Raw genomic sequence first — 16,081 nt, 5'->3', positions numbered from 1 at the left:
TAGAACAGCACGCGAAATGTGCTCCTTGTCATACTCGTTCTTTTTTTGGTTGCAAAACTATAAATCAACGAGTTAAACCTTGACAAGCAAACCTACGCAGAGCGGCGCAAACGGAACGGTGACTGTTAAATCTGCATTTCTGACGGGTAACGATTAGGAAACCGTTCTCTTTCTCCAATCCGCTTTGAAACGCTATTCAGCCCTCTATCCAACTTCCGCGATTTTCCCCTAACTACTTAATTCACAGATTACATTGCGTTAATCTGCCGAATTTTGGAGGTTTTTCCATAGATTTTTGATAATTTTGCTGCCGAAACCCATAGATCTTTTTCCCTGCCTCCTTTCAAGAGAGGAGCGGGAATACAACCATACCACTAAAAAACAAGACATAATGGTCATTCTTTTCAAAACCCCCGTTCAAAACATTATCGCGGTCGAGGCCGACCATGCCTTTTCGGCCGAAGAGACCCAAAAGTTATCCTGGCTTTTCGGAGAGGCCGAGCAACTCGCACAGCCCACGCTGTCGGGTTGGTTCGTAGGACCGCGCAAAGAGATGATTACCCCGTGGAGTACCAATGCGGTAGAGATTACGCAAAACATGGGACTCACCGGCATTACCCGCATCGAGGAGTTCTTCCCGGTCGAGAACGACCAGGCCGAGTTTGACAAGATGCTGCAACGACTCTACCACGGCATCGACGGCCAGATTTTCGAAATCGACAAACGTCCCGACCCCATCGTCTACATTGACGACCTGGCTGCCTACAACGAGCAGGAGGGGCTGGCCTTGAGCTCCGACGAAATCAACTACCTCAACGAGCTGAGCCGTAAAATCGGCCGCAAGCTCACCGACAGCGAGGTGTTCGGTTTCTCGCAGGTAAACTCGGAGCACTGCCGCCACAAAATCTTCAACGGAGTGTTTATCATCGACGGAGAGGAGAAAGAGAGCTCGCTCTTCAAGCTCATCAAGAAGACATCGGAGTACAACCCCAACCGCCTGGTATCGGCCTACAAGGACAATGTGGCTTTCAATGCCGGCCCGGTGGTCGAGCAGTTTGCCCCGGTGAATCCGCAACAACCCGACTTTTTTGAAATCAAAGATATAAAGACCGTCATCTCGCTCAAAGCCGAGACGCACAACTTCCCCACCACGGTCGAGCCCTTCAACGGTGCCGCTACCGGTACGGGTGGTGAGATTCGCGACCGTCTGGGCGGTGGCCGTGCCAGCTTGCCTATTGCCGGTACTGCCGTATATATGACGGCCTATCCCCGCACCGAAGAGGGTCGCGAGTGGGAAGAGGGGGCCATGGCTCCCCGTCCCTGGCTCTACCAGACGCCCGAGCAGATATTGATCAAGGCGTCGAACGGTGCTTCGGACTTCGGTAACAAATTCGGACAGCCCCTCATCTGCGGCTCGCTGCTCACCTTCGAGCATGCCGAGAACGGCAAGAAGTTCGCCTTCGACAAGGTAATCATGCTGGCCGGCGGTGTGGGTTTCGCCAACATGCGCGACGCCCTGAAAGGTACCCCCGTTCCCGGCGAGAAGGTGGTGGTGATGGGTGGCGACAACTACCGCATCGGTATGGGAGGCGGCGCCGTTTCGTCGGTAGAGACGGGACAGTATGCCAATGCCATCGAGCTGAATGCCGTACAACGGGCCAACCCCGAAATGCAGAAACGTGTATCGAACGTGATACGTGCCATGTCGGAAGCCGACGAGAACCCCATCGTCTCCATCCACGACCACGGTGCCGGCGGTCACCTCAACGCCCTCTCGGAACTTGTGGAGGAGACGGGTGGTGTCATCGACATGGACAAGCTCCCGGTGGGCGACCCCACCCTCTCGGCCAAGGAAATCGTAGGTAACGAGAGTCAGGAGCGCATGGGTATCGTCATCCACGAAGAAGATATTGACCGCATCCGCCAGATAGCCGACCGCGAGCGCGCCCCCTTCTACGTAGTGGGCGAGACGACCGGTGACCACCGCTTCGTATTCCGTCAGGCCGACGGGGTGAAACCCATCGACCTGGCCATGGACGACATGTTCGGCAAGGCACCCCGCACGGTGATGACCGACCACACGGTTACCGAGACGTACGAAGATGTAACTTACAACCAGGCTCAGCTCGACGAGTATGTAGAGCGTGTGCTCCAGCTCGAGGCCGTAGCCTGCAAAGACTGGCTCACCAACAAGGTAGACCGCTCGGTAACGGGTAAGATTGCCCGCCAGCAATGCCAGGGCGAGATTCAGCTGCCGTTGAGCGACTGCGGTGTGGTTGCACTCGACTACCGCGGCCGCGCCGGTATCGCCACCTCGATAGGCCATGCCCCGCAAGCTGCCCTGGTAGACCCGGCCGCCGGTTCGGTACTCTCGATTGCCGAAGCGCTCACCAACATCGTGTGGGCTCCGCTGGCCGAGGGTCTCGACAGCGTATCGCTGAGCGCCAACTGGATGTGGCCCTGCAAAAACGAGGGCGAAGATGCCCGCCTCTACCGCGCCGTCGAGGCTTGCAGCGACTTTGCCTGCTCACTGGGCATCAACATCCCCACCGGCAAGGACAGCCTCTCGATGACTCAGAAATATGGCAACGACAAGGTATATTCGCCGGGCACGGTCATCATCTCGGCCGGGGCCGAAGTGTCGGACATCCGCAAAGTGGTTTCGCCCGTGCTGCGTACCGGCATCGAAAGCACCGTTTACTATATCGACTTCTCGTTCGACCGGCTGAAGCTGGGCGGTTCGGCCTTTGCCCAATCGCTCAACAAGGTAGGTAAAGAGGTTCCCACTGTACAAGACAGCGAGTATTTTGCCGCCGCCTTCAACGCCGTACAGGAGCTGGTGAAGAAAGAGCTGATTCTGGCCGGTCACGACATCTCGGCCGGCGGTATGATTACCACACTGCTCGAAATGAACTTTGCCAATACCGAGGGCGGTCTGGAAGTATCGCTCGACGAAATACCCGAAAAGGATCTGGTGAAGATTCTCTTCAGCGAAAACCCGGGCATCCTCATCCAGGTAGAGAAGTGCGAAGAGGTAGAGAAGATTCTCAAACACGCCGGTGTCGCCTTCATCAAGCTGGCCCGTCCCTGCGAAGAGCGTCACCTGCTCATCCATAAGGATGGTGCCGACTACCAGTTCTTCATCGACCACCTGCGCGACGTATGGTTCGAATCGTCTTACCTGCTCGACCGCAAACAGAGCGGCGAAGAGGCTGCCAAGGCCCGTTTCCTCAACTACAAGGAGCAACCCCTGCAATACAGTTTCGCCCCGTCGTTCACCGGCACGCTGGCCCAGTATGGCATCTCGGCCGACCGCCGCACCCGCAGTGGCGTGAAAGCCGCCATCATCCGCGAGAAGGGTGTGAACGGCGACCGCGAAATGGCCTACTCGCTCTACCTGGCCGGCTTCGACGTGAAAGACGTGCACATGACCGACCTCATCAGCGGCCGCGAAACCCTCGACGACGTGAACATGATTGTATACTGCGGCGGTTTCTCGAACAGCGACGTGCTGGGCTCGGCCAAAGGTTGGGCCGGCGGTTTTCTCTGGAACGAGAAGGCCAAGGCTGCACTCGACCGCTTCTACAGCCGCCCCGACACGTTGAGTCTGGGTATCTGCAACGGCTGCCAGCTCATGGTCGAACTGGGCCTGCTCACCCCCGACCACGCCGAGAAACCCAAGATGCGCCACAACGATTCGCACAAGTTCGAATCGGAGTTCATCGGACTCACCATCCCGCAGAACAACTCGGTGATGTTCGGCTCGCTCTCGGGCTCGAAGCTGGGCATCTGGGTAGCTCACGGCGAAGGCAAATTCGAATTGCCGTACGACAAAGAGCGCTACCACATTGTGGCACAGTATACCTACGACGCTTACCCGGCCAACCCCAACGGTTCGCCCTACGCTATTGCCGGTATCGCTTCGGCCGACGGCCGTCACCTGGCCATGATGCCCCACCTCGAACGGGCTATCTTCCCCTGGCAGTGCGGCTACTATCCCGCCGACCGCCGGAACGACGAAGTAACCCCGTGGATCGAGGCCTTTGTCAACGCCCGCAAATGGGTTGAACAACACACCAAATAACACCGTATATTCCGCAGAGCGGGAGGGCATCGTCGCCCTCTCGCTCTGTTCATTTCAACACTACAAATAACCATTACCAACAACACTATGGGAGGATTTTTTGGTACTATAAAGAGAGAATCGTGCGTAACCGACCTCTTCTACGGGGTAGATTACAATTCGCACCTGGGCACCAAACGCGCCGGTATCGTGACCTACGGCAACGGCGTATTCAAACGGGCGATACACAATATCGAGAACTCGTATTTCCGCTCGAAGTTCGAGGCCGAGCTGCCCGAATTTTCAGGCAACTCGGGTATCGGCGTCATCAGCGACACCGACGCTCAACCCATCATCATCAGTTGTCACCTGGGCAAATTTGCCATCGTCACCGTGGCCAAAATCAACAACGTCGAAGAGCTCGAAAAAGAGCTGTTGGCCAGCGGCAACCACTTCAGCGAACACAGCAACAACATCATCAACCAGTCGGAACTGGTGTCGATGATTATCAGCCAGGGCAAAGACTACGTCGAGGGCATCCGCCTGGTACAGGAGAAAATCAAAGGCTCCTGCTCCATGCTGCTGCTCACCGAACAGGGCATCATCGCCGCCCGCGACAAGTACGGCCGTACCCCCATCCTGATAGGCCGCGGAGAGAACGGATACGCCGTGTCGTCGGAGACCTGCAGTTTCCCCAACCTGGGGTATGAACTCTGCTACAACATAGGCCCCGGCGAAATCGTGCGCCTCACGGCCGACGGTTACGAAACCCTGGCCCAGCCCGGCAAGAAGATGCAGATATGCTCGTTCCTGTGGGTATACTACGGCTATCCGGCCTGTGAATACGAGGGGAAGAACGTCGAGGAGATGCGCTTCCACACCGGTTTCGAGATGGGCAAAAGCGACGATATCGAAGCCGACTTCGTGTCGGGTATCCCCGACTCGGGTGTAGGCATGGCCCTGGGCTATGCCGTAGGCAAACAGATTCCCTACCAACGGGGCATTGTCAAGTACACCCCCACCTGGCCTCGCAGCTTCACCCCCTCGAACCAAGCCATGCGCGAACTCGTGGCCAAGATGAAACTGATTCCCAACAAGACCATGCTCAACGGTAAAAAGGTAGTATTCTGCGACGACTCGATCGTGCGGGGCACCCAGTTGCGCGACAACGTATCGGACCTCTACCGCTACGGCGCCCGGGAGGTGCACATGCGCATCAGTTGCCCGCCCCTGCTCTACCCCTGCAAGTTCCTCAACTTCACCGCCTCGAAGAGCGAAATGGAGCTCATCACCCGGCGTACCATCGCCGAGCTCGAAGGCGACCCCGACAAGAACATCGAGGCATACGCCCGCACCCATTCGCCCCAATACAACTGCATGGTCAACTGCATCTGCAAGAAGTTGAAGATTACATCGCTCAAATTCAACCCGCTGGAGACCCTGGTCGAATCGATAGGTCTGCCCAAGGAGTGCATCTGCACACACTGTTTCGACGGCAGCAGCTACGAATAGGCACCGTCCCCCCTACGGGAATAAAGGCCTAAACCTCTATACCACCGCCCGATACAGCCCTGTCGCGTGGAGGTATGGAGGTTTTTTCCGCTAAAAGATTGATAATAACAATCATTTTTGTAATTTTGCAAGTCAGCAATAATACGACACAAAACATAAGAATATTTATAAATCATAAATCTCACATTAAATTATGAGTCTTAAAATCGTAGTATTGGCCAAACAAGTGCCCGATACCAGAAATGTGGGGAAAGATGCCATGAAAGAGGACGGAACCATCAACCGTGCCGCCCTGCCCGCTATCTTCAACCCCGAAGATTTGAATGCCTTGGAACAGGCTCTGCAACTGAAAGAACAGAATCCGGGTTCAACGATTACCCTGCTCACGATGGGTCCTCCCCGTGCGGCCGAGATTATCCGCGAAGGTCTCTTCCGCGGTGCCGACGGTGGTATCGTGCTTACCGACCGCGCTTTTGCCGGTGCCGATACGCTGGCTACCTCATACGCCCTCTCATGTGCCGTACGTAAAATCAAAGACTACGACATCATTCTGGGCGGTCGTCAGGCTATCGACGGCGACACGGCTCAAGTAGGTCCTCAGGTGGCCGAGAAGCTGGGTATCCCCCAAGTGACTTATGCCGAGCAAATACTCAAAATCGAGAACGGCAAAGCAACCGTTAAACGTCGTCTCGAGCGTGGTGTCGAGACCGTAACGGTACCCCTGCCCGCCGTCATCACCGTAAACGGTTCGGCCGACGAATGCCGTCCCCGCAACGCCAAACTCGTGCAACGCTACAAATATGCCAAGACGCCCAGCGAAAAACAGGGCCTCAGCGAAGAGTGCCTCAAGCTTTACGAGGAGCGTCCGGCCCTGAACCTCTACGAATGGAGTGTAAACGATGTCGATGCCGACCTCACGCAGGTAGGTCTCGCCGGTTCGCCCACCAAGGTGAAAGCCGTACAAAACGTAGTATTCCAAGCCAAAGAAAGCAAGCAGCTCACGGCAGCCGACAACGAAATCGAAGACCTCGTAAAAGAGTTGATCGCCAATCACACCATTGGTTAATGCCCGTGTACTATGAACTAAAAAACTAACGATTATGAACAATCTGATTGTATATTGCGAAATAGAAGACGGCATTATCGCCGATGTGAGCCTCGAACTGCTCACCAAAGGTCGTTCGTTGGCCAATCAACTCAACTGTAAACTCGAAGCCCTCGTCATCGGCAGCAACCTCGACGGCGTAGAGAAACAGATATTCCCCTACGGGGCCGACACGGTTTATACCGTAGACGATCCCCGCCTCTATCCCTACACCTCGATTCCCCACACTTCGGTACTGGTTCACCTCTTCAAGGAACAGAAACCCCAAGTGTGCCTGATGGGTGCCACCAGCATCGGCCGCGACCTGGGTCCGCGCGTATCGTCGTCGCTCCATAGCGGTCTGACGGCCGACTGTACGGCTCTCGAAATCGGCCCGCACGAGGACAAGAAAAACAACAAGACCTACGAAAACCTGTTGTACCAGATTCGTCCCGCCTTCGGTGGTAACATCGTGGCCACCATCGTCAACCCCGAGTGCCGCCCGCAAATGGCAACCGTGCGCGAGGGTGTGATGAAGAAAGAGATTTACGACCCCAACTACAAAGGCGAGGTAGTGAAACTCGACCCGAAAAAATATGTATCCGATACCGACTTCGTAGTCGAGGTTATCGACCGCCAGATGGAGAAATCGAAAGCCAACATCAAGGGCGCTTCGATTATCGTAGCCGGTGGTTACGGCATGGGCTCGAAAGAGAACTTCGACATGCTCTTCGACCTGGCTGCTACGCTGGGTGCCGAGGTAGGTGCTTCGCGTGCCGCCGTCGACGCCGGCTTCGTAGAACACGACCGTCAAATCGGCCAAACGGGTGTAACGGTACGTCCCAAACTCTATATCGCTTGCGGTATCTCGGGACAAATCCAGCACATCGCCGGTATGCAGGACAGCTCGATCATTATCTCGATCAACAGCGACCCCAACGCTCCTATCAACACGATTGCCGACTATGTAATCACCGGTACGGTCGAAGAGGTAGTTCCCAAACTGATCAAATACTACAAGAAGAACTCCAAATAATCGCACACGCTGCCACCATAGCCGTGCTGCGAGAAGACCTCCGGCCGAAGAAAGCCGCGTGAAAAGGAGTTTTCATTCATATATGAAAAAGTAAAAACAAAATATGGCTAATTTCTTTTTAGACAACAGTGATCTGAAACATCACTTGCACCACCCGCTCATGGAGAAGCTGGTGGCCTTACGGGAACGGAACTACTCCGATGCCGAAAAATACGACTATGCGCCCTTCAACTTCGAAGACGCCATGGACAGTTATGAAAAGGTGCTCGAAATCGCCGGTGAAATCAGCGGCGAAATCGTAGCTGCCAACGCCGAAGACGTAGACCACGAGGGTCCCCACGTAGTCGACGGCCACGTAGTATATGCCAAAGGTACGCAGAAGAACCTCGACGCCCTGGTAAAAGCCGGCCTGATGGGTATCTCGATGCCCCGCCGCTACAACGGCCTCAACTTCTCGCTCGTGCCCTACATCATGGCAGCCGATATGGTGAGCCGCGCCGATGCCGGTTTCGTAAACATCTGGGGTCTGCAAGACTGCGCCGAGACCATCTACGAATTTGCCAGCGAAGAGCAGAAACAGAAATACCTGCCCCGCGTATGCGCCGGTGAAACCATGGCCATGGACCTGACCGAGCCCGATGCCGGTTCGGACCTCCAGGCCGTGATGCTCAAAGCCACTTACAGCGAAGCCGACGGCTGCTGGTATCTGAACGGAGTGAAACGATTCATCACCAACGGCGACGGCCACATTGCCCTCGTGTTGGCCCGTTCGGAAGAAGGCACCAAAGACGGCCGCGGATTGTCGATGTTCATCTACGACCGTAACGATGGCGGCGTAACGGTTCGCCGCATCGAAAACAAGATGGGTATCAAAGGCTCTCCTACCTGCGAACTCGTGTTCAAGAACGCCAAAGCCGAACTCTGCGGTAGCCGCAAGCTGGGTCTTATCAAATACGTAATGGCCCTGATGAACGGAGCCCGTCTGGGTATCGTCGCCCAATCGGTAGGCGTATCCGAAGCCGCCTATCGCGAAGCCATCGCCTACGCCCGCGACCGCAAACAATTCGGCAAACCCATCATCGAGTTCCCCGCCGTATACGAAATGATTTCGTTGATGAAAGCCAAACTCGACGCATCGCGTTCGCTCCTCTACGAAACGACCCGCTTCGTCGACATGTACAAAACCTACGATGATATTTCCAAAGAGCGCTCGCTCGAGCCCGAAGAACGTGCCGAGATGAAAGCCTACCAGAAACTGGCCGACGCCTTCACCCCGCTGGCCAAAGGCATGTCGAGCGAATTCTGCAACCAGAACGCCTACGACTGCGTGCAGGTACACGGCGGTTCGGGCTTCATGAAAGACTACGCCTGCGAGCGTATCTACCGCGATGCCCGCATCACCTCGATCTACGAAGGTACTACCCAGTTGCAAGTAGTAGCCGCAATCCGCCACGTGACCACCGGCACCTACCTCCACCAGATCGAAGCCTACGAGGCTGCCACCATCGCTCCCGAACTGGAGCCCCTGCGCGACCGCCTCAAAGCCATGAAAGAGGCCTATGTAAAAGCTGTCGAGTCGGTTACCGAAACCAAAGACAACGAATACATCGACTTCCAGGCTCGCCGCATGGTCGAAATGGCCGGACACATCATCATGGGTCACCTGCTGCTCGCCGATACCACACGCAACGAATCGTTCCGCCACTCGGCCGAGGTATACATCAACTTCGGTGAGGCCGAGGTAACCAAACACGCTGCCTTCATCGCCCACTCCAAACCCGAAATGATGGCCGACTACCGCAAGTAACGAGAACGATATACCCCCTATCAGAGAAAGAGTTCGATACAATATCGAGCTCTTTCTTTTTTATCTATGTGACTGAAAATAGAAATGGGGCTTAAGAGTCTGAATCGACTCTCAAGCCCCACTCCAATAAACTGTTCTAACAGCTTCAGCGTCAAAGCCGGGACATCAGTACAGCGAACAATATTGCTGAGAAATAGTTTTCCAGGTATATACCGACTCGGCCAGCTGTTTCATCTTATCGCCACACAAGTCCTGCCGTGCGATAAGAGTCTTCAGACTCTCTACATCAGTAAAATAATATGCTTCATTTCGTGTCGTTTCGCGATTATAAACCACATCATAGGCTATGATGGGACGACCGAAAAACATGGCCTCGACCAACGACGGATTGGTACCTCCGGCACTATGACCATGAATATACATCTCGGCATTGGCCCGCAAAGCATACAATATATCAAGATTATAGATGCCGTTAAGCAGAACGATATTCGGATATTTGCAATACGTATCACGCAGATTCCGGGCATACTCGCTATGCTTCCAGTTACCGATGAACACCAGCTTTTTACCACTCTGTGCAAAAGCTTCCAACGTGACATGGCAGTTATTCTCCGGCTCTATCCGACAAACGGTAATCGCATATTTTCCACGCTGCAAGCCATACCCGGTGAGGCACTTGTCTTGAAACTCCTCACTGACCTCTCGTCGCACATGATCGCCTCCATAAGCAATAAGGACCGATTCTCGATGGTAGGTTTCGGTCACATAATCCTGTATCCCTTTATTATCCGAGATAATCACATCGGCCCAACGAATTGCCATAGTCGTCGAGAAACGAAGAATCCACCGGGCTACTCGTCCCCACTTGGCACGACGGAACTCCAACCCATCGATATTAACTACCAAACGCTTATGACAAAACAACCGGAAGACTGGCAGAAAACTACAACCCGAGGTGCCCAATACCAATACACAGTCATAGCCCCTCATCGACTTGCACAACGACCAAATATCGTACGGGATACTCTGCATACCATTGGCATGCAAGGGTATGTATTTCAAGATGCAACCCTTATAGAACGCCCCCGGCTCCCGAGGAATATCCTTACTGCTGCAAAAAATCGTATATTGAATATCCGATGGACAGTTATCGCCAATGATATTCTCTACCAGCGTTTCAAAACCGCCATAACTCGCGGGAACACCTTGCGTGCCCACGATTGCTACTTTTTTCATAAAATCAGAGTAAAAAAAGAATCGCTACTAACCTGGCCCGGTAGTAGTTTTCAAATATGGTTAAAATAGTGTTCTTCGATTATTTCTCTATACACGCGACGATATGCTCTATCATCGAACGGACATCATAGCGTTTCGAACAGTTCAACGCATTGCCCGACAAACATACATACAGCGCTTTGTCGCTGAGTATTTTCCTTATGCAATCGGCTATACGATCCAACTCTTGGACATCGATCTTATAACCATTATACCCATCATCCACCAACTCGGCAATGCCGCCTACCGTAGGAACAATGACTGGCAACCCGGCCGACAGGGCCTCCAACGCCGTCAGACCAAAAGTCTCGATAGCCTGGGTCTTGTCGGTCAAATTCAGCACGACAGAAGCCCGATTGTAAAACGGCACCACATCGTTTCGGCGAGGATACACCTCCAGATTTTTCAAATTCTCAATCTTGTTATCCTGCCAAAATGCGGCAATATTTTCGGGAGTCTCATTCAACACCAATTCAAACGAAAAGTCGTTCAGTCGTCGAGCCAACTCGATAAACTCCAATGTACCTTTGTATCGTTTCAACGAACCGAGCATCAGTACACGCTTCCGCTCAAATGCGGCCTCCGGATTGGGACATAACCGCTCGACAAAGCCACGAGGAACTGCATTCGGAACCACAAACACATTCTTCTCCCGCTTCAAAAACGAACGCTGATAAGCCGACACACAAACAATCTCCGAAGCCAAAGCCTGCATGGCTCGAGCCAGTAGCTTATAAAAAGCCCCTTTCACAAAGGCATTTTCGTGATAGTGATATACCACTCGCTTCCCCATCAACCGACCGGCAAGCGCAGGCCCGACCGGTAAGATTGTATTTATATAGAATACAGTATCTCTACCGAACAAATAGCGCCAAGCAAGACAAAAGGTATAGACCTGCACCCACAAATAACGTCCCATCGTAATCAACGGATTATCAGAGAAACGATAGGCATAGCTGCTTATCTGCACATTCGGCCATTGCGACAGGTCACTCAGTGCCCCGTCACCGCGCGAAGTAACCAAATCGATATTTACTCCTCTTTCAGCCAACTCACCCAACACCAGTCTCAACACCTTTGGGCTACCGCTGTAATCGTTAAAGAGATGGAAACAGACAAGTTTGTTCATCGGTTATGAAAGTTCTTTATGGCTTCATCATAGCAGCTCAACAAAATTTTTTCACGAGTATTCCAAGTGAATTTTTGAGCACATTCTATTACACCATTTGCAAGTTGCTCAAATCGGTCTGGATGCTCCAAGAGACCATCTATTTTATCGGCTAAATCATTGACACATTGCTCATAGCTATGAATTGGGATAAGAATGCCGCATCGATCACATATTGTATCGTGCATGCCACAATGATCAAAACTCATAGTCGGCACACCATAGCTCATTGCCTCCCATATAGTAGTAGGATTACCTTCACTTGTACTAGTTATAACATGCATATGAGTATTTTCAAAAAGTTCAACCGCCTTATCACGAGACAATTGCCCATGCCATTTAATTATTGATTGAAGCTGATGCTTTTGGGCAAAAACTTCCAAGGTATGACGCTCCGGCCCATCGCCTACAATATCCACAACTATTTTTTCTTTATTTTTTATTAAAGTTAAAGCTTCCAACAAAATATTAACCGCCTTACGAGGAATTAAACTTCCAACAAAAATGAAATGGTACTCTCCTTTTCTAATAAACTTTTGCCTATTCAATTTGATTTCTGAAGTAATGGCATTTTCAGGCAAATAATAACTATCCTTATGTAATACGGACTTAAAAATCTGCTGATTCTCACTAGTAGATGTCAATAATAAATCTGTCTTTTTTAGTGCTCGTCGAAGACGTTTTTGATACTTCAATTGAAAATCATTTACCCAATTACGAAATACAAATTTCAATTGGCTCATTTTTGAAATATGTTTCGCTAATATTATACTACTACTATTGGTTCCACCAATGGGTCCCCACATATACGGTAAATCTATTCTCCACAAATACCCTGGTTCTCGATATCCTATGGGCCCTACAAAATGTATTAGATCAAACTTCTCGATTTGAATCAAGCTTTTTGCTGCTTTATACACCTGTTTTTGCCATGCTCTATAAGCAATATAAAATGTATAATTAAGAAAATTACGACGATTACACCAATTTAATGCGTTAGTCCATTTATTAGGCTTTATACAAACAAATGTAACGTTGGGCAAAACATTTGTTTGAGCAAATTCTTCCATTTCACTGCAATCTCCTAAATGCTCACCTGATACACCGTAAATAACTGTTAAACGATTATATCTCGACATATGTGTCACATAGTTCCATGCTACTGAATATTCAGATCCCTTGGTCGGAGATAGTTGATATGCTAAAACTAAAATATTTTTCATATATAACATTATACTTTCAAGGCATTAAATGAATTTATTCTTACTATTTCTTTATTACAGAATAAAAGAATTATTGTACTCCAAGCAAGCTGAGTGTTAATTCCGTTTAATAACACAGAAAAAGCCCAAAATAATACAGATACTATCTTATGCTCTTTATTGAAGCAAGCATAAAAAGAGAAGCAACTATATATACAGAAATTAAGAAATCCATAGTCTAGAGCATATTGAAATGCCCCCCCACCTACATAACCTTTATTCACACCAGGCAAATATTGATATATAAAACTTTGTACATAATCTATACCATGCCCAAACCATCCATCAACAGTAGACAGATCAATACGCTCAATACAAATCATTGATGGAATAAAGCGCAAAGCACCACTTTGGTCTGTTCTATAAATTTCATTTATATCAAACGAAAATATAGAAACTACCAAATTATAAGTTCTCATGAATGGTTGAATCTCAAGTAATGTCGCTATATAGACTAGGCTTATTAGTATACACACAAGTGGAACCAACTTTCGCCTATTCAAAAATTTGAGTATAACTAAAACTAGAAACAAATATGCTCCAGCACTAAACATCGTCAACATTGACCACAGAAATGCAATCCAGACCAATTTATCATATTTCCACGATTCCAAAAATGTCAGTCTCCTCCCATAGATATTATCTTGCATTATTAAATAAGAAAACATTAACAGTCCTACCATTCGACCACTGTGCTCTGGTTCGGACATCAATGAATTCAATTTCCAAGGTTCTAAGTGATTATAATTACTTACATTAAAAATTGGGAGTCCAGTTAACACACAAAATTGCTGAATCAACAGCACTAAAGAATAAGACAAGATTAAGATTTTTAATAATTTAGCATACTTATCAATAGAAATATCTGAGAAATGTAATAAACGAAATACAACCATAAAATATAGAAAGAACATACATGTATATAATACAGTAGAATAACGCATTGTTTCAGGATGGTTCAATAGAGGAACAACAATCGTGGCCATCAATAGCATTATAACTATATTGTCGAGTTTTCCCCAAACTGGATATATTACAAAAATTATAGGAGATATACCCATCAAGGCTATTAACAACAAATTACGAGCCCCTTCTCCCAATGCAAATGCAGGAGAAATACACAATGATGTTAAACAAATATATAACAATATTGTACCTAGTGCTGGCGAGAGATTATTGATTCTCATTTACTGTTTCTTCAATTGTTTGAACAAGAATTTGAGAAACTTTGCTCAAAGAATATTTGTAAAGAATATATTGACTAAGTTCTGGTTGATAAGTTTTCCCTTCGAGCATTACTTTAATAGCTCTACCTATTTCATCGGTATCATAAGGGTCTACTTCAATTGCTTGACCTTGATAATATTCTTTGGGCCCTCCTAATTTTGTAATAACAATATCACACCCCATTGCCGCTGCATCCAATGCCACAATTCCCACTCCTTCATAAATACTGGGTAATGCAAAAACTTTTGCACTCCTATACAATTCTATCATCTCATCTTTTGAAACATATCCTTTATATATAACATTTTTTTTCCCATCCATCCACGATGCTAAAAGTTTTTCTTCAGTATCACTCCGAAGCATTCCACATAAGACTAATTTAAAATCATACTTTTCCGATGCTTCAATTAATCTTTTTACATTCTTTCTTTCATCACAGAGTAGACTAATGTGCAAACAAAAAGGGTCTCTTGTCTCATTTAATTTATTTTGGGGATTATAATAATTATACGAAAGAGGGACTATCGCACACTTCTCTTGAGAAATACCAAAAGCACCAGAAACAAACCGTCGTTCAAACTCAGAACGCACCAAGAACAATTTAATTTTATTTTTAATAGCACGTAAAGAGTGATAAGAATTTGATAGACGAAGTTTATTACTTCCCCATAAAGAATAGAGTTTCAATATCTGTAAACTATGATTAGGATCTAATATCGGAGCAACAATAAGATTCGAATTTATTGGATACAACCAAGTAACAATATCTTTCAAATAGTCATTGAATCCAAACAAAACTATTGCCGTAAATTCTTTCCAATCATTTTTTTCCCACATATTTACCAAAGTAACAGAGTGACCAAGACTCTCAATACCCGATTTCCAAGTTTTTGCCTGACTCACAACACCGTCAGTAGGAACGATACAAGGAGCCGTCAATATAAAAGCAATCTTCATGGTTTTATCTCAATTTTATCGTCATTCAAATCTCTCCAAATTCCATTCTTTATAAAATGCGCAGGAGTTCCTGCAATAAAACTATAGGCAGGAATATTATAACGCTTATTCGTAATGCTTCTAGCTCCTACAATGGTATAATCAGGTAAGTCGGTATTTTGCATGATGAAACATTGAGATGCAATCCAACTATTTTTACCAATCAATATTTCTCCATAGCCCAAACTTGTAAAATTACCCTCTAAATCCTTTGTCCTATGCATAGCACTGTCTGCAACAGATACATCCCACCCCATAAGTACATTCTCTCTAAAAACAATTCTATAATCACAATTAATTCGAAGAGTCGTAACATTTCCAAAATTTTCCCCAAATTCAAGATAACTCGATGGGCGCAAAACTGTAATTGCCGAATTAGCCCCAATACAAGCTTTGCCTTTAAAAACTATTGTTCCCTTATTATACCATCGTATTCCCGCATTCGGATATTGGTTGGTTATAAATAATCCAAGACGAATCATTCCAAAATAAATCTTATCAGAATCAATGATAACTCTTCCTCCAAACTTAAAGATACGAGGGCAATATACAATTATAGGAATCTTTATAGCTTGTTTAAACGGTAAATACCAAAAACAAAATATAACAGAAGGTATAAGAGCAAAAAGGGTTCTTAATTTCATAATTAAA

Annotated in this window: 11 protein-coding genes; 5 read left to right on the top strand and 6 right to left on the bottom strand. The window is 48.4% G+C overall.

Features of this window, described 5'->3' with window-relative positions; genetic code table 11:
- The first annotated feature begins 391 nt into the window (after positions 1-391).
- The 5 genes from purL to B5F38_RS12545 all read left to right on the top strand — a co-directional run bounded on the left by purL (position 392) and on the right by B5F38_RS12545 (position 9,502).
- Positions 392-4,084, top strand: a complete 3,693-nt coding sequence (purL, locus tag B5F38_RS12565; RefSeq protein WP_087409538.1) for a phosphoribosylformylglycinamidine synthase — start codon at positions 392-394, stop codon at positions 4,082-4,084.
- A gap of 87 nt (positions 4,085-4,171) precedes the next feature.
- The gene (locus B5F38_RS12560; RefSeq protein ID WP_087409537.1) at positions 4,172-5,575 is read left to right on the top strand and encodes an amidophosphoribosyltransferase; all 1,404 of its coding nucleotides are present in this window, start codon (positions 4,172-4,174) and stop codon (positions 5,573-5,575) included.
- A 193-nt stretch (positions 5,576-5,768) separates the two neighbouring features.
- On the top strand, positions 5,769-6,641 hold the full coding sequence (locus B5F38_RS12555) for an electron transfer flavoprotein subunit beta/FixA family protein (protein WP_087409536.1): 873 nt from the start codon (positions 5,769-5,771) through the stop codon (positions 6,639-6,641).
- A 34-nt stretch (positions 6,642-6,675) separates the two neighbouring features.
- Positions 6,676-7,695 (top strand): electron transfer flavoprotein subunit alpha/FixB family protein, encoded by a 1,020-nt coding sequence (locus tag B5F38_RS12550; RefSeq protein WP_087409535.1) that lies wholly within the window; start codon positions 6,676-6,678, stop codon positions 7,693-7,695.
- Between the two features lie 103 nt (positions 7,696-7,798).
- Complete coding sequence (locus tag B5F38_RS12545; RefSeq protein WP_087409534.1) at positions 7,799-9,502, top strand: acyl-CoA dehydrogenase family protein; 1,704 nt, start codon at positions 7,799-7,801, stop codon at positions 9,500-9,502.
- 165 nt (positions 9,503-9,667) lie between these two features.
- On the opposite strand, the gene B5F38_RS12540 is transcribed toward B5F38_RS12545, so the two are convergent.
- The 6 genes from B5F38_RS12540 to B5F38_RS12515 form a co-directional block, all read right to left on the bottom strand.
- On the bottom strand, positions 9,668-10,738 hold the full coding sequence (locus B5F38_RS12540; protein WP_087409533.1) for a DUF1972 domain-containing protein: 1,071 nt from the start codon (positions 10,736-10,738) through the stop codon (positions 9,668-9,670).
- A 79-nt stretch (positions 10,739-10,817) separates the two neighbouring features.
- Positions 10,818-11,906 carry a glycosyltransferase family 4 protein gene (locus B5F38_RS12535; RefSeq protein ID WP_087409532.1) on the bottom strand — a complete coding sequence of 363 codons (1,089 nt, stop codon included), beginning with the start codon at positions 11,904-11,906 and terminating at the stop codon, positions 10,818-10,820.
- Positions 11,903-13,168, bottom strand: coding sequence for a glycosyltransferase family 4 protein (locus B5F38_RS12530; RefSeq protein WP_158096881.1), 1,266 nt, complete (start codon positions 13,166-13,168; stop codon positions 11,903-11,905). The genes B5F38_RS12535 and B5F38_RS12530 overlap by 4 nt, the downstream gene beginning before the upstream one ends.
- 8 nt (positions 13,169-13,176) lie before the next feature.
- Entirely contained in the window at positions 13,177-14,394 is a 1,218-nt protein-coding gene (locus B5F38_RS12525; RefSeq protein ID WP_087409530.1) for a hypothetical protein, read from the bottom strand.
- A complete protein-coding gene (locus tag B5F38_RS12520; RefSeq protein WP_087409529.1) occupies positions 14,381-15,391 on the bottom strand; it encodes a glycosyltransferase family 4 protein in 1,011 nt (336 codons plus the stop codon). The genes B5F38_RS12525 and B5F38_RS12520 overlap by 14 nt, the downstream gene beginning before the upstream one ends.
- Complete coding sequence (locus B5F38_RS12515; RefSeq protein ID WP_087409528.1) at positions 15,388-16,074, bottom strand: hypothetical protein; 687 nt, start codon at positions 16,072-16,074, stop codon at positions 15,388-15,390. The genes B5F38_RS12520 and B5F38_RS12515 overlap by 4 nt, the downstream gene beginning before the upstream one ends.
- Between the last annotated feature and the right edge of the window lie 7 nt (positions 16,075-16,081).

This window comes from Barnesiella sp. An22 (assembly GCF_002159975.1).
GTDB lineage: Bacteria > Bacteroidota > Bacteroidia > Bacteroidales > Barnesiellaceae > Barnesiella > Barnesiella merdigallinarum.
The sequence above is the reverse complement of the archived record's forward strand: the minus strand, read 5'-3'. Positions and strand labels throughout refer to the sequence as shown.

Bases quoted from the DNA above. Each gene is read 5' to 3' on its own strand.
- purL (WP_087409538.1), top strand. From the start codon at position 392: ATGGTCATTCTTTTCAAAACCCCCGTTCAAAACATTATCGCGGTCGAG.
- B5F38_RS12560 (WP_087409537.1), top strand. From the start codon at position 4,172: ATGGGAGGATTTTTTGGTACTATAAAGAGAGAATCGTGCGTAACCGAC.
- B5F38_RS12555 (WP_087409536.1), top strand. From the start codon at position 5,769: ATGAGTCTTAAAATCGTAGTATTGGCCAAACAAGTGCCCGATACCAGA.
- B5F38_RS12550 (WP_087409535.1), top strand. From the start codon at position 6,676: ATGAACAATCTGATTGTATATTGCGAAATAGAAGACGGCATTATCGCC.
- B5F38_RS12545 (WP_087409534.1), top strand. From the start codon at position 7,799: ATGGCTAATTTCTTTTTAGACAACAGTGATCTGAAACATCACTTGCAC.
- B5F38_RS12540 (WP_087409533.1), bottom strand. From the start codon at position 10,738: ATGAAAAAAGTAGCAATCGTGGGCACGCAAGGTGTTCCCGCGAGTTAT.
- B5F38_RS12535 (WP_087409532.1), bottom strand. From the start codon at position 11,906: ATGAACAAACTTGTCTGTTTCCATCTCTTTAACGATTACAGCGGTAGC.
- B5F38_RS12530 (WP_158096881.1), bottom strand. From the start codon at position 13,168: ATGAAAAATATTTTAGTTTTAGCATATCAACTATCTCCGACCAAGGGA.
- B5F38_RS12525 (WP_087409530.1), bottom strand. From the start codon at position 14,394: ATGAGAATCAATAATCTCTCGCCAGCACTAGGTACAATATTGTTATAT.
- B5F38_RS12520 (WP_087409529.1), bottom strand. From the start codon at position 15,391: ATGAAGATTGCTTTTATATTGACGGCTCCTTGTATCGTTCCTACTGAC.
- B5F38_RS12515 (WP_087409528.1), bottom strand. From the start codon at position 16,074: ATGAAATTAAGAACCCTTTTTGCTCTTATACCTTCTGTTATATTTTGT.